At 64.1% G+C, this 18,546-nt stretch carries 15 protein-coding genes; 4 read left to right on the top strand and 11 right to left on the bottom strand.

Going from position 1 to position 18,546, the window contains the following annotated elements:
- Positions 1-450: 450 nt before the first annotated feature.
- Entirely contained in the window at positions 451-1,992 is a 1,542-nt protein-coding gene (locus XF30_RS01515; protein WP_244608852.1) for a L,D-transpeptidase family protein, read from the top strand.
- A 20-nt stretch (positions 1,993-2,012) separates the two neighbouring features.
- Here XF30_RS01515 and ligD read toward each other — a convergent pair whose 3' ends face one another.
- The 9 genes from ligD to XF30_RS39050 form a co-directional block, all read right to left on the bottom strand.
- Positions 2,013-3,830 (bottom strand): DNA ligase D, encoded by a 1,818-nt coding sequence (ligD, locus tag XF30_RS01510; protein WP_109141741.1) that lies wholly within the window; start codon positions 3,828-3,830, stop codon positions 2,013-2,015.
- Between the two features lie 110 nt (positions 3,831-3,940).
- Positions 3,941-4,636, bottom strand: coding sequence for a branched-chain amino acid ABC transporter ATP-binding protein (locus XF30_RS01505; RefSeq protein WP_036014686.1), 696 nt, complete (start codon positions 4,634-4,636; stop codon positions 3,941-3,943).
- Positions 4,629-5,360: an ABC transporter ATP-binding protein gene (locus XF30_RS01500; RefSeq protein WP_036014683.1), complete on the bottom strand. Its 732-nt coding sequence runs from the start codon at positions 5,358-5,360 to the stop codon at positions 4,629-4,631. The genes XF30_RS01505 and XF30_RS01500 overlap by 8 nt, the downstream gene beginning before the upstream one ends.
- Positions 5,350-6,453, bottom strand: a complete 1,104-nt coding sequence (locus XF30_RS01495) for a branched-chain amino acid ABC transporter permease (protein WP_036026230.1) — start codon at positions 6,451-6,453, stop codon at positions 5,350-5,352. Before XF30_RS01495 ends, XF30_RS01500 begins: the two co-directional genes overlap by 11 nt.
- 79 nt (positions 6,454-6,532) lie before the next feature.
- Positions 6,533-7,750 carry a substrate-binding protein gene (locus XF30_RS01490; protein ID WP_109141740.1) on the bottom strand — a complete coding sequence of 406 codons (1,218 nt, stop codon included), beginning with the start codon at positions 7,748-7,750 and terminating at the stop codon, positions 6,533-6,535.
- Between the two features lie 4 nt (positions 7,751-7,754).
- Positions 7,755-8,612 (bottom strand): branched-chain amino acid ABC transporter permease, encoded by an 858-nt coding sequence (locus XF30_RS01485; RefSeq protein ID WP_109141739.1) that lies wholly within the window; start codon positions 8,610-8,612, stop codon positions 7,755-7,757.
- Positions 8,613-8,648: 36 nt separating this feature from the next.
- The gene (locus XF30_RS01480) at positions 8,649-10,163 is read right to left on the bottom strand and encodes an amidase (RefSeq protein ID WP_109145520.1); all 1,515 of its coding nucleotides are present in this window, start codon (positions 10,161-10,163) and stop codon (positions 8,649-8,651) included.
- A gap of 151 nt (positions 10,164-10,314) precedes the next feature.
- A complete protein-coding gene (locus XF30_RS01475; protein WP_036026234.1) occupies positions 10,315-11,499 on the bottom strand; it encodes a substrate-binding domain-containing protein in 1,185 nt (394 codons plus the stop codon).
- Positions 11,387-11,641, bottom strand: coding sequence for a hypothetical protein (locus XF30_RS39050; protein ID WP_162131185.1), 255 nt, complete (start codon positions 11,639-11,641; stop codon positions 11,387-11,389). The genes XF30_RS01475 and XF30_RS39050 overlap by 113 nt, the downstream gene beginning before the upstream one ends.
- A gap of 37 nt (positions 11,642-11,678) precedes the next feature.
- Here XF30_RS39050 and XF30_RS01470 point away from each other — a divergent pair, with 37 nt between their 5' ends.
- Entirely contained in the window at positions 11,679-12,122 is a 444-nt protein-coding gene (locus XF30_RS01470; protein WP_025032676.1) for a MarR family winged helix-turn-helix transcriptional regulator, read from the top strand.
- Positions 12,123-12,208: 86 nt separating this feature from the next.
- Here XF30_RS01470 and XF30_RS37625 read toward each other — a convergent pair whose 3' ends face one another.
- On the bottom strand, positions 12,209-12,613 hold the full coding sequence (locus XF30_RS37625; protein ID WP_074448072.1) for a DUF6006 family protein: 405 nt from the start codon (positions 12,611-12,613) through the stop codon (positions 12,209-12,211).
- 477 nt (positions 12,614-13,090) lie between these two features.
- Positions 13,091-15,931: a preprotein translocase subunit SecA gene (gene secA / locus XF30_RS01465; RefSeq protein WP_109141738.1), complete on the bottom strand. Its 2,841-nt coding sequence runs from the start codon at positions 15,929-15,931 to the stop codon at positions 13,091-13,093.
- A gap of 352 nt (positions 15,932-16,283) precedes the next feature.
- On the opposite strand from secA, the gene XF30_RS01460 reads away from it, so the two are divergent.
- Both XF30_RS01460 and argJ read left to right on the top strand, forming a co-directional pair.
- A complete protein-coding gene (locus XF30_RS01460) occupies positions 16,284-17,198 on the top strand; it encodes a peptidylprolyl isomerase (protein ID WP_109141737.1) in 915 nt (304 codons plus the stop codon).
- A gap of 100 nt (positions 17,199-17,298) precedes the next feature.
- Complete coding sequence (gene argJ, locus XF30_RS01455) at positions 17,299-18,540, top strand: bifunctional glutamate N-acetyltransferase/amino-acid acetyltransferase ArgJ (RefSeq protein ID WP_036014660.1); 1,242 nt, start codon at positions 17,299-17,301, stop codon at positions 18,538-18,540.
- Positions 18,541-18,546 lie beyond the last annotated feature (6 nt).

The raw sequence follows: 18,546 nt of genomic DNA, 5'->3' as shown, positions 1-18,546 counted from the left end.
ACGTTTCTCCGGGTGCAAACATCGATGGTGGGCACGGCGCGCGAAGGGCGCGCCTTTGCCCACCCTACCAGGCCTTTCGAGCAGCCCCCGGTAACCCCGCCTTAACCCTTTTTTTGCCCAAATCGGCGATCTGAGTCCCCTCGGCCCGAAAGCCCAAGTTCCGTCCCAAGTCGCGTCCATTTAGTCTTCGTTGACCATGCCACTGGGCCAACGCCCTCGTGATCCCCGCTCGGGTTGCGACCACATGACCCAGAGGTTAGAATTTTAATCAATGGCTTCAGGGCATAAGCGCTGGAGCGGGGTCTGACCGGGCCCGTCTCGGCGGGTCGGTTTACCGGTCGGATTGCGCTTCGGAATAATTGGGGTTCGCGCTTCAATGCCCGGCACGGTGTGGGGTCCATCTTGATTTCTCGTTCGCTTGCTCGCGCGCTCTTGGTTTCGGTTGCGCTGATGACGGCCGGCGGTCTGCTCGCCGGCTGCAACACCGATCAGGTCTCGCTTGCGACCAACGCCAAGGCCAATCAGCCGGTGCCGCCGAAGCTGATCGCCGCGATGGCCGAGAAGGACATGGACCTGCAATCGCCGATCCTGGTCCGCCTGTTCAAGCAGGAGGCCGAGCTCGAGGTCTGGAAGCAGACCCGCTCGGGCCAGTTCGCGCTGCTCAAGACCTATCCGATCTGCCGCTGGTCGGGCGATCTCGGCCCCAAGGTGCGCGAAGGCGACCGCCAGGCGCCGGAGGGATTCTACTCGATCAATCCGAGCCAGATGAATCCGCAATCGTCCTATTACCTCTCGTTCAACACCGGCTACCCGAACGCGTTCGACAAGGCGCTGGGCCGCACCGGCTCGCAGCTGATGGTGCACGGCGACTGTTCGTCGCGCGGCTGCTACGCGATGACGGACGAGCAGATCGCGGAGATCTATTCGCTCGGCCGCGAGTCCTTCTTCGGCGGCCAGAAGGCGTTCCAGCTGCAGGCCTATCCGTTCAAGATGACGCCGGTGAACATGGCCAGGCACCGGAACAATCCGAACATGCCGTTCTGGAAGATGATAAAGGAAGGCTATGATCATTTCGAGGTGACGCGGCAGGAGCCGAAGGTCGATTTCTGCGAGAAGAGATACGTGTTCGACGCCGCCAAGCCGGCGGACGCCAAGCGCGATCTGGTGTTCGACGCCTCCGCCAGATGTCCGGCCTATGTGATCCCCGAAGAGATCGCCAGCGCGGTCCGCGAGAAGCAGGCCAAGGACGAGACGGAATATGCAAGGCTCGTCGCCAAGGGCACGCCGGTGGCGCGGATGAACACCGGCATTGACGGCGGCATGCACAAGGTGTTCGCCGCCAAAATTCCGGAAGGCTCGACCGGCCTGTCCGAGAGTGCCGAAGGCACCACGCTGCAGATGCTGGCCATGGCGAAGGCGCCGGGCACGATCCCCGGCCACGTCAACCCGCCCAAGCCGAACCTCGACGCGGTGGCAAGTGCGCCGGCGCCGCGGGAAGAGCCGGTGGTCGCCGTCAGCGCGCCTGCCGCGAGCACCCGCGTTGCCGCGGCGGCGCCCGCTGCGAAATCTGAAAGCGGCGGCTTCTTCTCCAATCTCGGCCGCAAGATGGGGCTCGGCACCGCCGACACCACCGCGACCGCGACCGCGACGCCTGCGCCGCAAGCCACCGCGTCCGTGGCCCCGGCCGCCCAGACGTCCACGACGCCGGCCACGGCCGCCTCGCGACTCAAGGCCGCCGTGACCCGCTTCGTGCCGGGACATGACAAGTCCAAGGATTCAGTCAAGGAGGCGGCGAAGGATACGCCGAAGCCGGCCGTAGCAGCCGCCAAGCCGGCCGAGCCGCCGAAGCCCGATACCCGCCTTGCCGCAACGCGTCCGGCGCTGAAGCCATCGGTGAGCGACGGCGCGGGCGATAGCACCCCGATGATGTCAGGCGCCGCGCCGGTGGTGCAGTCGAACTCGTTCGACAGCCGCTTCTCGGCGGTGAAGTAGGCTAGCGCCCGAGCGCGCAGTTATCGCTCTTTCCTCCGCACCGCACGGTAGGGACTGTGAATCGTGAACGCGTCCGGCACGATCCCGCTTTCGATCCGCTTCCATGTCACCTGCGCAGCAATGGGAAAGTTCTCGCGTGCCCGTGGTGAGAAGGTGCCGATCGCGGTGGTACCGCGGCCGTTGCGCAAATAGTCGAGAAAAATGCGGCCGCTGCGCCTGGCCTGGGCGGAGAGGACGTAGCGGTCCGGCCGACGCAATGCGAAATCGGCCATGAGGTTGCGGGCCGCCCGGTGCGCCTGATCGTGCAGCATTGGGCGGTCAAGCGGCGCCGTCAGATGAATGCCCTTGCCGCCGGTCAGCTTGGGCCAGGTCGCAAACCCCTCACGGCTCATTCGCGCGCGAAGCTCCAGGGCGGTCTCGATCACAGCATCCCATTCGACGCCCTCGCCGGGATCAAGGTCGATCACGATGCGATCGGCGTGCTCGAAATCCTCAACAGTCGAATTCCAGGGATGCAATTCGACTGCGCCGATCTCGACGAGTCCGAGGAAACCGTCAAGGCTGTCCACCCAAAGCCGCGTGCCTTCGCCGCCTTCGCGCTTTCGGATGCGTAGTTGGTGCACCGCTTGCGGAATGTCCTTCGGCAGCGGCCCCTTGTGATAGAACGTCGTGCCGTGCACGTGCCGCACCAGCTTGAGCGGGCGATGTCCTAGATGCAGCAGCGCCTTCTTCCAGACACGCGCCCAGTAATGCGCGAGCTCTTCCTTGGACGGCACGATCGCATCGGGCAGCAGCTGCAGGATATTCTCTTTGGGAACGCCGAGCTTCGGCCGCCCGACCGATGAAGGCACCAACCGGGGCGCCCTGACCTTCCGCGGCGCAAGATCGTCGCGCAGGCCCTTGAATACGGCTTCACGCAGCAGGCCATCGTCGGTCAGGGCGCCATATTCCACCTCGGCATTCACCAGCGGCTCAACCCACGTGGCCTTGGGCTTCTTGACCGGCAGATCGAGCGGAGAATCGCGCCGGATCAGTGGGTCAAGCCGTTCACGCAATTCACGCGCGGTCGCCTCGGTGTATCCGGTGCGGACCTTGCCGGCATAAAGCAGGCGCTCATCCTCGTGACGCCCGACATAAAGTGAAGCCACCTTGCGCGGGCGCGCGCCCAGCTTTTCGACGAATGCCACGATCGGAAACGTCTCGCTCTTCTTGCATTTCAGCTTGAGCCAGGTTTCCTGCCGTCCGGAGCGATAAGGTGCGTCGGCGCGCTTGGCCAGCAGCCCTTCGAGGCCAAGCTTGCAAGCATGGCGAAGGATCTGCTCGCCGTCGGCTTCGACGTGCTCGACGTAGATGAAAGTCTCGGGCGCTTCTTTCAGGAGCCGCCGCAGCAGCTGCTTGCGCTCGACAAAGGCGACGGCGCGCAAATCGTATCCGTCAAGGTACAACAGATCGAACGCGTGATAGCGAATGCGGCGGCTCTGCCTGGCGCCGAGCTCGCGCCGCAGCTGCTGGAAATCCGGCAGGCCATTACTGCCGTAGACGACGGCCTCGCCATCAATGATCGCACTCCCGGCTCTGAGCTTTCGCGCGCCGGCTGCAATCGACGAGAACTGCTCGGTCCAATCGTATCCGGCGCGCGAATAGACCGTCGCCGCGCCCGCCTGCAGGTGAAGTTGCGCGCGATAGCCGTCGGCTTTTATCTCGAACACCCAGCCGCTGCCTTGCGGCGGGTTCTCGCGTAGCGTGGGATCGCATGGCACGATGTATGATGGAATCGGAATCTTCCGCGCGCCGGCTAGGCGCGATAGTCCCGACTGACGCAACGCAACGGCACACATGCGGGATTCAACGCGGCCCGACAGATTCGTTCCGATCTGAATAAAATCGATGGAATGCCGCGAAGCTCTTGAACAACCCGAATATTTCGCAGTGCGAGGGGCGCCGCGCGCTAAGGCGCCAGATACCGCATCAGCTCCGGACTGCCTTTCACCTCGCCGGCGTCGCCCTGCAGCGCGACGCGGCCGCGGTCGAGCACATAGGCGTAGTCGGCGACTCGCAAAGCGAGGTCGAGGTGCTGCTCGACGATGATGACGGCGATGCTCTTGGCAAGCTCGATCAGGCGCTCGGTGATCTCCTCGATGACGCCGATCCAGACGCCCTCGGTGGGCTCATCCAGCAGCAGCAGTTTTGGATCCCCGAGCATGGCGCGGCCGATCGCGAGCATCTTGCGCTCGCCGCCGGAAAGCGTGCCGGCGGGCTGGTCGAGGCGCTGGCCGAGCTTTGGGAAGATCGCCAGCACGCGGTCGATGGCGGAGGAATCCTTCTTAGCCAGCGAGCCGACGGCGAGATTGTCGCGCACCGACAGGCGCGCGAACACCGAATGCTCCTGTGGCACATAGCCGATGCCGGCGCGGACGCGCTCCTGGGTGGCGCGGCGACTGATGTCGCGGCCGTCGAAGGCGACCTCGCCCTTCCATGCCGGCAGCTCGCCGACGATGGTCTTCATCAGCGTGGTCTTGCCGGCGCCGTTGCGGCCGAGCACGGCAACACCGCCGCGCCAGGGAATGCCGAGGCTGACGTCGAACAGGACCTGGCTGCGGCCGTAGCCGGCATCGAGATGCTTGATGTCCAAAAATTCAGGCACGGCGCAGATAGATCTCCTGGACGGATGTGTTGGCCTGGATCTCGGACACCGTGCCTGTTGCCAGCACCTTGCCCTGGTCGAGCACGGTGAGGCGATCGCAGATGTCGCGAATGAAATCGAGGTCGTGCTCGACGATGACCAGCGAGCAATGTTTTTTGATCGGCTGCAGCAGCTCGCCGGTGACGCGGCGCTCTTCCAGGCTCATGCCGCCGGTGGGCTCGTCGAGCAATAGGAGCTTCGGCTTGCCGGCGAGCGCCATCGCGATCTCCAGCCATTGCTGCTGGCCGTGCGACAGCGCAGCGGCCGCATCGAAGGCGCGGTCGGCGAGACGGAACTGCGTCAGCATGGACATGACCTGGTCGTGCAACGCACCGCGCGTGCGCGAGAACACGAGGTCGAACAGCGAGGACTGCGCCTGCAGCGCGAGCAGGATGTTGTCGTAGAGCGTGAGCGACGGCAGCACGGATGTGATCTGGAATTTCAGGCTCATGCCGGCGCGCGCACGTTCGGTCGGCGTGAACGCGGTGATGTCGGTGTTGACGAAGGAGACCTTGCCTTGGGTCGGCACTTCGGCGCCGGCGATGCACTTCATCAGCGTGCTCTTGCCCGAGCCGTTCGGGCCAATCAGGCCGTGAAACTCATTCTCGCCGACCGTGAGGGCTGCGCCGTCGAGCGCGGTGAGCTTGCCGAAGACCTTCTTGATGCCGGCCGCTTCAAGGAGCATTGCGCCTCTCCTTTTGCTTGGCACCAAAGCTGCCGACGCGTTCGCGCTCGCCGAGCACAAAACTGATCAGGCCGAGCGGCCGGAACAAGATCACGAGCAGGAGCAGCAGGCCGAGGATGATCGGCCAGATCTCGCGGTAATTGTCCGAGAGCCAGAAGCTGACGCCCTCGACGATGACAGCGCCGACGACGGCACCGATCAGCGTGCCGGAGCCGCCGAACAGCACATAGAGCACGACCTGGGTCGAAACCACGACGCCCACCATGTTGGGCCAGACGAAGCCTTCGTGGAAGGCATAGAGGCTGCCGGCGAGGCCTGCGACGGCGCCGCCGATGGTGAAGATGATGGCTTTGAGATGCTGCGCCTTGTAGCCGAAGAAGGCGATGCGCTGCTCGTTCTCGCGCAGGCCTGCGAGCGCAAGGCCGAATTGCGAGCGCACCAGGAAGCGGCAGAGCAGATAGACCACGACGAGGATGCCGAGCACGAGATAATAGAACGCTGGGCCTTCCGTGAAGTCGTATGACCCAAGCGACATCGGCGCGATCGAGGGGATGCCGTTCTGGCCGCCGAGATAGTACCAGCCGCGCGCGAGCCGATCGGCGGCGTAGGAGCCGGTCAGCGTGCCGAGCGAGACGAAGATCACGCTGGAGGGATGCCGTCCCAGCAGCAGGAAGCCGCCGAGCAGCAGCGCGAAGGTGAGGCCGATCAGCGTGCCTGCCGGCAACACCAGGAAGATGTTGGTGATGTCGAGGTCGCGCGCGAGCAGGGCGACGCCGTAACCGGCCGAGCCGAAGAACAGCGCCTGGCCGAAGCTCATGATGCCGGCATAGCCCCAGACCAGGTCGAAGGACAGCGCAAACAGCGCGAGGATGATCACGCGCGTCGCGAAGACCGTGAGATAGTCCTGCAGCACCAGCGGCGCGAGTAGCGCCGCGAGGAGCACGAGGCCCTCGATGACAGGCAGGATTTTTCGTCTTGCCTTGACCTCGTCATTGGCCCGTTTCGCCGCTGCGCCCTCAGCCATCGCACCGTCCACTTCGTCGTCCGCGTCGGCGACGATGGCCTCTCTTACCACACTCATCGACTTCAGCATTCCGAGTTCAACATCGTCAGAGGCAGCCGTGTCAATCACGGCGGGGTTCACCTCTCCCCAAGAGGGGAGAGGCGAAGAATCAGCATTCCTTGGGATCGACGAGGCCGTTGCTGCGCCCGACGATCTCGTAGTTTCCGCTCTTGGCGACGGCGGTGTACATCTTCATCTTGCAGTGCCGCTTGCCCGGCACCATCTCGGCGGGTCCGCCCGGACCTTCGGCGATCTTGGCATGGTCGAGCGCGGCGGCCACGGACTCGCGGTCGATCTTGCCGGCTTCCTTGACCGCGGCTTCCCACAGCTTGAGGCCGCGATAGGTGCCGGTGGCAGCGCTGCCGGCGGCGAACAGGAAGTTGCCCGGGAAATCCTTTTCATAGGCCGCCTGGATCTTGGCGTCGAACGGGTTCTCCTTGGTCAGCACCTTGAAATAGTCGAGGCAGCTGGCGAGGCCTTCGATCTCGGCGGCCTGGTTGATGTTGAGCGTGTTCTCGTCGTAGTAGACGCAGGCCAGGCGCCCGCCGTTCTTGAGGAAGCCTGCTTCATAGAGCTGCTTGAAGAACGGGCCGACGCCGGGCGGGATGACGGTGTTGAAGACGACGTCGACCTTGTTGGAGATGATGCGGTTGACGGTTGCGGAGAAGTCGACCTGGTCGAGCGGGTAGTACTCCTCGAACACGACCTCGCCACCATTCGATTCGATCACCTTGCGGGCGTAGACGTTGAGCGTGTGCGGCCAGACGTAGTTGGCGCTGGGCAGCGCGAACTTCTTGCCGCCGTTCTTGATCAGCCAGGGAATGAACTCGTCGCATTGCTGCGCCGGCGTCGGGCCGGTGCAGAACAGGTACGGCGTGCACTCCTTGCCCTCGTAGAGCTGCGGATAGATGTAGAGCGTCTTGCCGCGCGAAACGATCGGGTCCTTGATCGCGTTGCGCATCGAGGAGGTGATGCCGCCGAGCACCATATCGACCTTGTCGCGCTGGATCAGCTTGCGAACGTTTCCGACGGCGACGGATTCGTTGGACGCGGTGTCCTCGATATAGAGCTCGAGCGGACGGCCGAGCAGGCCGCCGGCCGCGTTGATCTCCTTGATCACCATTTTCGCGACGTTGGCGTCGGCGTTGCCGGCATAGGCGATCGGGCCGGTGAGGTCGGTGGCGATGCCGACCTTGATCGGCGCCTCGGCCGCATTGGCCCAGGGCGCCGGAATCACATAGCTGCCGACGCCGGTTGCGACCGCGCCGGATGCAAAGGCGAAATTGGACAGGAAACGACGTCGCGTGAGCTGAGTACGATCGAGCATGTGATTAAACCCCTTTTCCAGCGATGAGACCTTGCGGACGGAATTTGATGAAGACGATGGCGAGCACGAAGACGAGCACGTCGGCGACGACGGGTGCCATTACCCAGGGCAGCGCCGCGCTCAGCGTGCCGATGACGCCGGCGCCCGCGACCGGGCCGATGAAGGAGCCGACCCCGCCGACCATGACCGCGACAAAACCCTGGATCAGGAAGCGCAGGCCGAGATCGGCAAACAGGCTGAACACCGGCACGATCAGCGCGCCGGCAAGGCCGGCGAGTGCAGCGCCAAAGGCAAAGGTGGCGCCGTAGATCAGCGGCGTCGAGATGCCTGACGCACGCGCCAGTGACGGGTTCTCCAACGTCGCCCGCACGCGCAGGCCGAAGCTGGTGCGCGACAGCAAGAGATAGCAGAGGCCCATCACCAGCAGCGTGATGACGATGATGGTGAAGCGCCACGCCGAGATATGCATGGCGCCGATGTCGATCGATCCGCCGATCGGCTCCGGCACGGTGAGATAGAAGCCGCCGATCAGCCCGCGAACGGCTTCGCGGATGATCAGGCCGAGCGCATAGGTGCCGAGCATGGCAACGATCGGCGCGGCGTAGAATCGCCGGATGATCAGCGCCTCCAGCACGAAGCCGAGCGCACCGACGACGAAAGGCGCTGCAAGCATGCCCGCCCAGATCGGCAGGCCCTTGGCATAAGCGAGATAGGTGATGTAGGCGCCGAGCAGGACGAACTCGCCCTGCGCGAAGTTGAAGATGCCCATCATGCTGGCGATGATCCCGAGCCCCAGCACAATCAGGACGATGATCGCGCCGAAGCTCAGGATCTCGAACGCCGCGACGAACGCGTTAGCCATGCGTTGCGTTTCCGCCGAGTTGAAGCAAAGGTTTCCTCACATCTTCTTCCAGTCGCCGATCTGCTCGAAGGCATGGGCGGCGCGGTAGATGGTGGATTCCTCGAACATGCGGCCGACCAGCATCAGGCCGACGGGCAAGCCCTCGACCATGCCGCAGGGCAGCGACATCGCCGGATGATGGGTGATGTCGAACGGCGCGGTGTTGGAGATCATCTCGAGCGCGCGGGCGACATATTCCTCGCGGCTGGCATTGGGCTCCGGCAGCTTGGTCGCCTTCATCGGCGTCGTCGGCATCAGGAGCAGGTCGTAATCCCCAAACGCCTTGTCGTAGGCCGCGGTCAGCCGGCGCGAGATGTTGAGGGCCTTGCCGTAGAAGCGAGGGCCGAAATTGTTGTTGATGTAGGTGCCGAGCATCATGAACAGCTTCGTGGTCTCGGACAGCGAATCGGCCTGCCGACGCCAGCCGCGATGGAAATCCATCAGCGAGGTCGAATAGAGATCGCCGCGGCTGAGGCCGTAGCCGTCGCCGAACATCATGGTCTGGGTCAGGCCTTCCGTGCCGATCGGCGTCCAGATCGCCCCGCCCATCAGGTGCATCGGGATCGAGACGGTCTCGACCGTGGCGCCGAGATCCCTAAAGCGCTTTGCGGCCTCGCGCACGCTTTCATTCACCGCAGACTCGGCGGTCGGCTGTTCGAAACCCTCCTTGACGATGCCGATCTTCATGCCCTTGACGCCCTGGCCGAGCGCCTTGGTGTATTCCTCGACCTTCGGGGCCTTGATGCGCGGATCGTAGCCGTCGTCCCCGGCGAGCACCTCGAGCAGCAGCGCATTGTCTTCAACCGTTGCCGTCATCGGGCCGGTGTGATCGACATAGATCTCGATCGGCATGATGCCGGTGTAGGGGACGAGGCCCCAGGTCGGCTTCATGCCGTAGATGCCGCAGAACGACGACGGCATGCGGATCGAGCCGCCCTGGTCGCCGCCAATGGCCATGTCGACCTCGCCGAGCGCGACCACGACGCCCGATCCCGACGACGAGCCGCCGGCCGAGTAGCCCATCTTGTGCGGATTATGCACCGGCCCGTAGGAGCCGGTGTGGCTGCCGCCGGACAGGCAGAAATGCTCGCAATGCACCTTGCCCTTGATCTCGGCGCCGGCATCCAGCATGCGCGTGACGATGGTGGCGTCGAAATCGGGCACATAGCCTTCCAAGGTCGACGAGCCGTTGGTCATGGGCACGCCGGCCAGCATGATGTTGTCCTTCAGCGCGATGGTCTTGCCCTTGAGCTTGCCGCTGGCGGCGCCCTTCACTGTCGACTTGCGATACCAGGCATTGCGCGGGTTCTCCTCCGCCGAGGGCCGATAGCCCGGCGTGCGCGGATATTTCACTTCGGGCAATTCGTCCGGCATCGCGGCAACGAGATTGTAGGCTTCGATCGAGCCCTGCATGAGACCGCGGAACGAGGCGACGTCCTCGTCGGTGAGCGAAAGGCCGCACTGCTCGGCGACACTGCGAAGTTGGGCTGGCGTGGGAAGGGCAACGGTCACGGCGCTCTCCTTGAAGTTCTTTGCAACGTTGGGCGTGGCCGCCCCGGCGCGACGCACGCACCCGCGGCCTCGCCGAAACATTCAAAACGGAAATATTTTCCTTTTCAAGTATTATTTTGCAAATGCGCCGGCCGGTCTAGTCGCGAGGCGGTCAGAGCGGCTTGATCAGCTTGAAATCGAGACCGTCGGCCTCGGCGAGATGCATCGGCATCCGCACGTGCCCGTTGCAAACGGTAACCCGACCGCGGGCGCCGCTGTAGACGATGTTGCGGCCGGCCGCGAGCAGCGGCCGCATCGCCAGCGAACCAGCCTTGTTCGCAACGGCTTCGAGGAAGCGCAGGCCTTCGTAACTCGATTGCCCCACCGAGCCGATCGGCGGCGCATTCGGCCCGAACATCGCGTGATAACGGCTCTGGAAGTCGTCATTGGCGCGCGCGCCGGTGCCGGTGAAGTAGCCGGAAGCGCAGAACATGTTCTCGCTGTTGTCGGCGCCGATGCCGAGTAGCACGGTATCGTCCATCGCGCCCGCGAGCCGCAGCGTCGTGGCGCCTAGCCCACATTCGCCGAAGGCCCGGTTGAAGGTGATGCTGTCGGTACCGATCAGCGAGATCAACACGACATCGGGCTTGGCGGCGCGGATCCGCGCCAGATGCGGCCCGTGATTGTCTTCGCCGAGCGGGACGAACTCTTCGCCGACGACGCGGCCGCCGGTTTCCTTGATGTAGTTCTTCACCGCGCGATGCGATTGCCAGGGCCAAACGTAGTCGCTGCCGATCAGGTACCAGCGTTTGGCCTTCTTGACGTCCGCGAGCCAATGGATGGCGGGGCGGCTCTGCCAGCGCGGCGTCTCGCCGATCGCCATCACGCCGGGCGTGCGCTCGCCGCCCTCGTAGACCGGCGTGTAGATATAGGGAATGCGGTGGCGTGTGGTGACGTCGCGGAGGCCCACGCGAACCGCGCTGGTGTGCAATCCGACGATCAGATCGACCTCGTCGAATGCGATTGCCTGCTCGGCGCGGTCCAGAACCTCATCCAGCGGCCCGCCGGCATCGTAGATCGACAGCTCGAGCTCGCGGCCGAGAATGCCGCCGCGCTTGTTGATCTCGGCGACGGCAAGCTGCGCGCTGTTCGTGGCACACGGGCCCCACACGCCAGGCGAGCCGGTGCAGCAGATGAAGCCGCCGACGCGCAGCTTGTTGACGCCGCGGCGCTTGAACAAGGCGTCACCGTGCGGCGACAAGGCACCGCCAGCTGCCGAAGACGACAGATTCCTGAACAGCAAGGACGGCGGTAACGCCGAGCCGCCGTGAGCCGGGAAGTTCACCGTCGCGCGCACGCCAACTCCTGTCTGAGGCCAGACCTGAAAGCACATTGAGCAGGCGGCCGCGGCTTCCGCCCTTTTGTTGGGCAATGATCTTATTTTGAAAATATTGAATATTCAAGAATTGAAGTGCATATAGATGCAGCATCGATTGCAAGACATTCACTCATTTGGGTCAAGGCGAAGTCTCAGCCGTGGCAAAACCGCCGAAACAAAATTCCCCAATCACCGAACACCTCGCTTACCTGCTCGCGCAAGCCAACCGGGAAATCAACCGGCAGCTCGAACTGAGGTTGAGCAAGGAGGGCGTGCCGGTCGAGCAATGGCGCATCCTGAAAGTGCTGTCGGACGGCGAGGGCCATTCGATGGGCGAGCTCGCGGACGCCGTGCTGCTCAACCATCCGACGCTCACGAAGATGATCGACCGCATGGTCTCCGACACGCTGGTCTACCGCGTGCAGGACCCGAACGACCGCCGCAAGGTGCTGATGTTCATCTCCGACCGCGGCAAGGTGCTGTGCAAGAAGCTCAACTCGCTCGCGGTCGACCAGGAGGAGCACATCCTGGAGAGCTACGGCGACAAGTCGACGAGCGAGCTCAAGCGGCTGCTGGAGAGCTTGATCGACAGCTCGAATTAGACCTCGTGAAGTGGAGCGTGGCGCCTTGCGAAGCGCACACACACATCTGCCGTTTCAATGCATAGCCAGAGGAAAGCACTCGCGCATCATCGCCAGCACGAGAGGCGATAGCGTTGGCCATTCCATGTCGTCCAGCCCACGGCCTTGTTGCTGACCGGCTTGGCTAGATACCATTTGTTGCCGTCGGCATGGTTGAAGTACACGCCGCCCTGGGTTCCGGTGCGTGGATTTGTCAACTTCACCCATCGCGAGCCATTATCTGAGAAGCGGCCTGACCAGCGTGCTCCCGAAGTGCTGGTGCAAGTGTTGCCGTTGCAGGTTGTCTGACTGTCATCGACGGCGGCCCATTTCATCCGGGCCGGGCGGCCGTCGATGTTGCACGACCATGTTCCGCCCCACCATCCGCCCACTTGGCTCGCAGGGGCGGAACCGCAGGCGTAAAAACTCAGGGCAAGGACACAAAAGGCGGTTGGCAGCGCGCGTTTGGACATTGTCTGGCTCCCAATTTTCAGGCCACGTCTCGTGATTCAATCAAACCACGGATTGAGCTCTGTAGCGGTGATCCAGATCACAATGAGCAGTGGTAAAAAATTGGATGGTCTACCCGAGGGCGTTCGCCGAGACGCGATGCCGCGCTTTGACCATTGGCTCTCCGGGTGAAGAGTTCTTCAGCGACGCAGCCGCGCGAGCGAGTGGCCGCCGGCCATCTGCAGAAGCAGCAGCACTCCGGACTGATCACAGGAACAGGCGCTGAGGCGGGTTGCCAGATGACTGAAGCGTGCTCAGCCGCGCGTGACGGATAAAGGACTGTCTGACAATTGTGCGCCAGCCATCCTCAATGGCGTGCGCCTACCATTCGTGATGCAACGGAAGACCAGCAGGCATCATATGGATCGAAAGCATTCGACGCCTGGCGAACTCGTGGGCCAAGACAACACCGCGAGTTCGCTGGGTTTTGAGGTCATCGATCAAGCATACCGCCCGTGGCAGTGCTTGTACTTCTTGCCACTACCGCACGGGCAGTCCTCGTTGCGGCCGACCTTGCCCCAGCTCGTCGGGTTCTTCGGGTCGCGCAACGCCGCGTCGGTGGATTGGGCGCCGAGGGTGACGCTGGCGAGAGCCATCTCGTCCTCGCCGGTGTTCGGATCGAACTTGTGCGCCTCCATCGGCGGCAGGACGGGGGCCTCCTGCTCCGGCGGGACGATCTCGACGCGCATCAGCTGCGCCGTGACGGCCTCGCGCAAGTGAGCGCTCATCTCCTGGAAGAGATTGAAGGCTTCGGTCTTGTACTCCTGCAACGGATCGCGCTGGCCGTAGCCGCGCAGACCGATGACCTGGCGCAGATGGTCGAGCATGATCAGATGCTCGCGCCAGAGATGGTCGAGCGTCTGCAAGAGGATGGTCTTCTCGACGTAACGCATCACGTCGGGACCCCATTGCGCGACCTTGGCCGCCATGTGTTCGTCGGCCTTGGTCTCGATGCGAGTCAGCAACTCCTCGTCGGCGATGCCCTCTTCCTTGGCCCATTCGTCGACCGGCAGGTCGAGATCGAGCACGCGCTTCAATTCGTCCTTGAGCCCGGCGACGTCCCACTGCTCGGCATAGGCATGCTCGGGCACGTGCTTGGCGACGAGGTCGTCGATGAAGGCGTGGCGCATGTCGGCGACGGTCTCGGCGACGCTCTCGTCCTTCATCAGCTCGACGCGCTGGTCGAAGATCACCTTGCGCTGGTCGTTCTGGACGTTGTCGAACTTGAGCAGGTTCTTGCGGATGTCGAAGTTGCGCGCCTCGACCTTCTGCTGCGCCTTCTCCAGCGCCTTGTTGATCCAGGGATGGATGATGGCCTCGCCCTCTTGCAGGCCGAGACGCTGCAGCATGCTGTCGAGACGGTCCGAGCCGAAGATGCGCATCAGGTCGTCTTCCAGCGACAGGAAGAACTTCGAGCGGCCGGGATCGCCCTGACGGCCGGAACGGCCGCGCAGCTGGTTGTCGATGCGGCGGGACTCGTGGCGCTCGGAGCCGATGATGTAGAGGCCGCCGGGCTTCTTCACGGTCTTGGCAGGCTTGCTTCCCTTGGCCGGCTCGACCTCGACGGTCTCCTCGGCCTTCAGCACGATGTCGCGGAAGTGCTCGATATCGGCCTTGATCTGCTCGATCTTCTTGGCCTTCTCGGCCTCGTCGGTGATATCAGCAGTCTCCTGCTGGATGCGCATCTCCAGCGAGCCGCCGAGCTTGATGTCGGTGCCGCGGCCGGCCATGTTAGTGGCGATCGTGATCGCGCCCGGCACGCCGGCTTCGGCGACGATGTAGGCTTCCTGCTCGTGGAAGCGCGCGTTCAGCACCGCGAACAGTTTCGCCGGCTTGCCGGCGCGGGCGGCGGCATAGAGCTTGTCGAGCGCGCCCTCCTTGCCGAAATCGATCTGCTTGTAGCCGTTCTTCTTGAGGAATTCGGCGAGCACCTCCGACTTCTCGATCGAGGCGGTACCGACCAGCACCGGCTGCAGGCGCGCATTGGCGCGCTCGATCTCGGCGAGGATGGCCTGATATTTTTCCTTCTGGGTCCGATAGACCTCGTCGTCCTCGTCGAGGCGCGCGATCGACAGATTGGTCGGGATCTCCACGACCTCGAGCTTGTAGATGTCGAACAATTCGTCCGCTTCGGTCGCGGCGGTGCCGGTCATGCCCGCCAGCTTCTCGTACATGCGGAAGTAGTTCTGGAAGGTGATCGAGGCCAGCGTCTGGTTCTCGGGCTGGACCTGGACGTGCTCCTTGGCTTCCAGCGCCTGATGCAGGCCTTCCGAATAGCGGCGGCCCGGCATCATGCGGCCGGTGAACTCGTCGATGATGACGACTTCGCCGTCGCGGACGATGTAGTCCTTGTCGCGCGTGAACAGCGTGTGAGCGCGCAGGGCCTGGTTGATGTGGTGCACGACGGAGACGTTCTCGACGTCGTAGAGCGACTCGCCCTTGAGCTGGCCGGCATCGCGCAGCAGCGTCTCGATCTTCTCCATGCCGCCTTCGGTCAGCGTCACCGTGCGCTGCTTCTCGTCGACCTCGTAGTCGGTCTTGTCGAGCCTCGGCAGGAAGCCGTCGATGGTGTTGTAGAAGTCGGAGCGGTCGTCGAGCGGGCCGGAGATGATCAGCGGCGTGCGCGCTTCGTCGATCAGAATGGAGTCGACCTCGTCGACGATGGCGAAGAAGTGCGGCCGCTGGACCATGTCCTCGAGCCGGTACTTCATGTTGTCGCGGAGATAGTCGAAGCCGTATTCGTTGTTGGTGCCGTAGGTGATGTCGCAGGCATAGGCCGCCTTGCGCTCGGCATCGTCGAGGCCGTGCACGATCACGCCGGTGGTCATGCCGAGGAAGCCGTAGATCTGGCCCATCCAGCCGGAGTCGCGGCGGGCGAGGTAGTCGTTGACCGTGACGACGTGGACGCCTTTGCCGGCGAGCGCGTTCAGATACACCGCAAGCGTCGCGACCAGCGTCTTGCCTTCGCCGGTCTTCATCTCGGCGATGTCGCCCTCGTGCAGCACCATGCCGCCGATCAGCTGGACGTCGAAATGGCGCTGGCCGAGCGTGCGCTTGGCGGCCTCGCGCACGGTGGCGAAGGCCGGGACGAGGAGATCGTCCAGCGTCTTGCCGTTCGCGAGCTGCTGCTTGAATTCCGCGGTGCGGGCCTTGAGCGCCTCGTCGGAGAGCTTCGAGACCTCGGGCTCCAGCGCATTGATCGCGTTGACGCGGGACTGATATCCCTTCACCCGCCGGTCGTTGGCGGAGCCGAAAAACTTGCGGGCGAGCGCGCCGATCATGCCTGGTTCCTGTGTTCGCGATTCAACCGCGTTGGGCCTAAGAAGTTGTCACCCGCCCGCCTATCAACTCACCGTGACGCTTCGCGGCGTCAGAGCCCGGACTGCGGGGGACATCCGCCATATGGGTGGGAATTGGGCAAGTCTGGGTTCAACGGCCAAAAACGCAGCAAAATAAACGCCATCGCCATGGTCGCGACCGCGCAGAGATATGGCCCGGTCGGGGCCTTGTCAACGGCGGGCGCAGTGCGGCTAATTCATCATTTTGACAGACTTTTCGCGTTGCCAAGCCCCCCTGATTGGGCGAGTGTCCGCCCCGCTCGAGCAGCCCCCTGCTTCAACATAAGGATTTTCCATGACCACCTCGTTCCCGGCAACCCAGCGCTTCCGCTCCGCGTCCGCCCTGGCTGGCAGCCTCGCTCTGGCGCTGTCCCTGGCGTTTGCGGGCCCGCTCCGGGCCGCCGATGATCCGGTGCTGGCGAAGGTCAATGGCGCGGAAATCAAGAAGAGCGACGTCACCATGGCCGAGGAGGAACTCGGGCCGAGCCTCGCCCAGATGGATCCAGCGACCAAGGACGAGAACGTCCTGTCGTTCCTGATCGACATGAAGATCGTCAGCAAGGCTGCCGAAGACAGGAAAATCGCCGACGGCGAGGAGTTCAAGAAGCGCCTGGCCTTCGCCCGCAACCGGCTTCTGATGGACAGCCTGCTCGCCAGCGAGGGCAAGGCCGCCACCACGCCGGACGCCATGAAGAAGGTCTATGAGGAGGCCGCCAAGCAGATCACCGGCGAGCAGGAGGTGCGCGCCCGCCACATCCTGGTCGAAACCGAGGACGAGGCCAAGGCGGTGAAGGCCGAGCTCGGGAAGGGGGCCGATTTCGCCGAGCTCGCCAAGAAGAAGTCCAAGGACCCCGGCTCCGCCGATGGCGGCGACCTCGGCTTCTTCACCAAGGAGCAGATGGTGCCGGAATTCTCGGCCGTGGCCTTCTCGCTGGAGCCCGGCAAGATCTCCGACCCCGTGAAGTCGCAGTTCGGCTGGCACATCATCAAGGTCGAGGAAAAGCGCAACCGCAAGGCGCCCGATTTCGAGCAGGTCAAGGCCCAGATCGAGCAGTACGTGACCCGCAAGGCCCAGGCCGAGTATGTCGCCAAGCTGCGTACCGAAGCCAAGGTCGAGCGGCTGGACCAGCCGGCGGCGGATGCGTCGAAGGACGCCAAGCCGGATGCGAAGCCGTCCGACAGCAAGATGGCGCCGCCGGCGAAGAAGTAAGAATTCGCTGTCACTTCGCGGACGCCAAGTATATCTAACGTCGCAATGGCCGGGGCTCCCCCGGCCATCTGCATGTCCAGACCCTACCAAGGCGCCCGCGATGTCCTCCTCCGTCTCTCCGCTCGCCCCCAAAACCGTCCCTGATATGCCCGTGATCGCGGGCATTCGTCTGGCGACGGCTGAAGCCGGCATCCGCTACAAGAACCGTACCGACGTGCTGCTCGCGGTGATGGACAAGGGCACTGCCGTCGCCGGCGTCTTCACCAGGTCGAAGTGTCCCTCGGCCCCGGTGGAATGGTGCCGCGCCAAGCTGAAGGGCGGCAAGGCGCGCGCGCTGGTGGTCAATTCCGGCAATGCCAACGCCTTCACCGGCAAGACCGGCCGCGCCTCCACCGCGCTGACGGCGAAGATCGCGGCCAAGGCGGTCGGCTGCAGCGAGAGCGAGATCTTCCTGGCCTCGACCGGGGTGATCGGCGAGCCGCTGGATGCCACCAAGTTCGACGGCGTGCTCGGCCGCCTCGCCGAAGCCGCCGAGCCCGGCGATTACCTCGCCGCGGCCAAGGCGATCATGACCACCGACACCTTCCCGAAAGTGGCGACCGCGACAGTCAAGCTCGGTAAGGCCAAGGTCACCATCAACGGCATGGCCAAGGGCGCCGGCATGATCGCGCCCGACATGGCGACGATGCTGTCCTTCATCTTCACTGACGCGCCGATCGCGCCCGCCGCGCTGCAGGCGCTGCTCAAGAGCGGCGTCGAGGACACGTTCAACGCCGTGACCATCGACGGCGACACCTCGACCTCCGACACGCTGCTGGCGTTTGCGACCGGCGCCGCCGCCGAGCACGGCGCGCCGAAGATCAGCCGCGCCAGCGACCCGCGCCTGAAGGCCTTCGTCAAGGCGTTCAACCAGGTGCTCGCCAATCTCGCCGAGCAGGTCGCCCGCGACGGCGAAGGCGCGCGCAAGCTGGTCGAGATCACCGTCGAGGGCGCCAAGACCAAGGCCTCCGCCCGCAAGATCGCGATGTCGATCGCGAACTCACCGCTGGTGAAGACCGCGATCGCGGGCGAAGACGCAAATTGGGGCCGCGTGGTGATGGCAGTCGGCAAGGCCGGCGAGCCGGCCGATCGCGACAAGCTGTCGATCTCGTTCAACGGCATCCGCGTCGCCAAGCGCGGCGCGCGCGATCCCGATTATGACGAAGCGCAGGTGTCGGAAGCGATGAAGGCGCCGGAGATCGCGATTCTGGTCTCGCTCGGCCTCGGCAAAGGCCGCGACCGCGTCATGACCTGCGACCTCACCAAGGAATATGTGGCGATCAACGGGGACTACAGGTCGTAGGCCTTC

It is taken from the genome of Bradyrhizobium sp. SUTN9-2 (assembly GCF_003122645.1).
GTDB classification, from domain to species: domain Bacteria; phylum Pseudomonadota; class Alphaproteobacteria; order Rhizobiales; family Xanthobacteraceae; genus Bradyrhizobium; species Bradyrhizobium yuanmingense.
The sequence above is the reverse complement of the archived record's forward strand: the minus strand, read 5'-3'. Positions and strand labels throughout refer to the sequence as shown.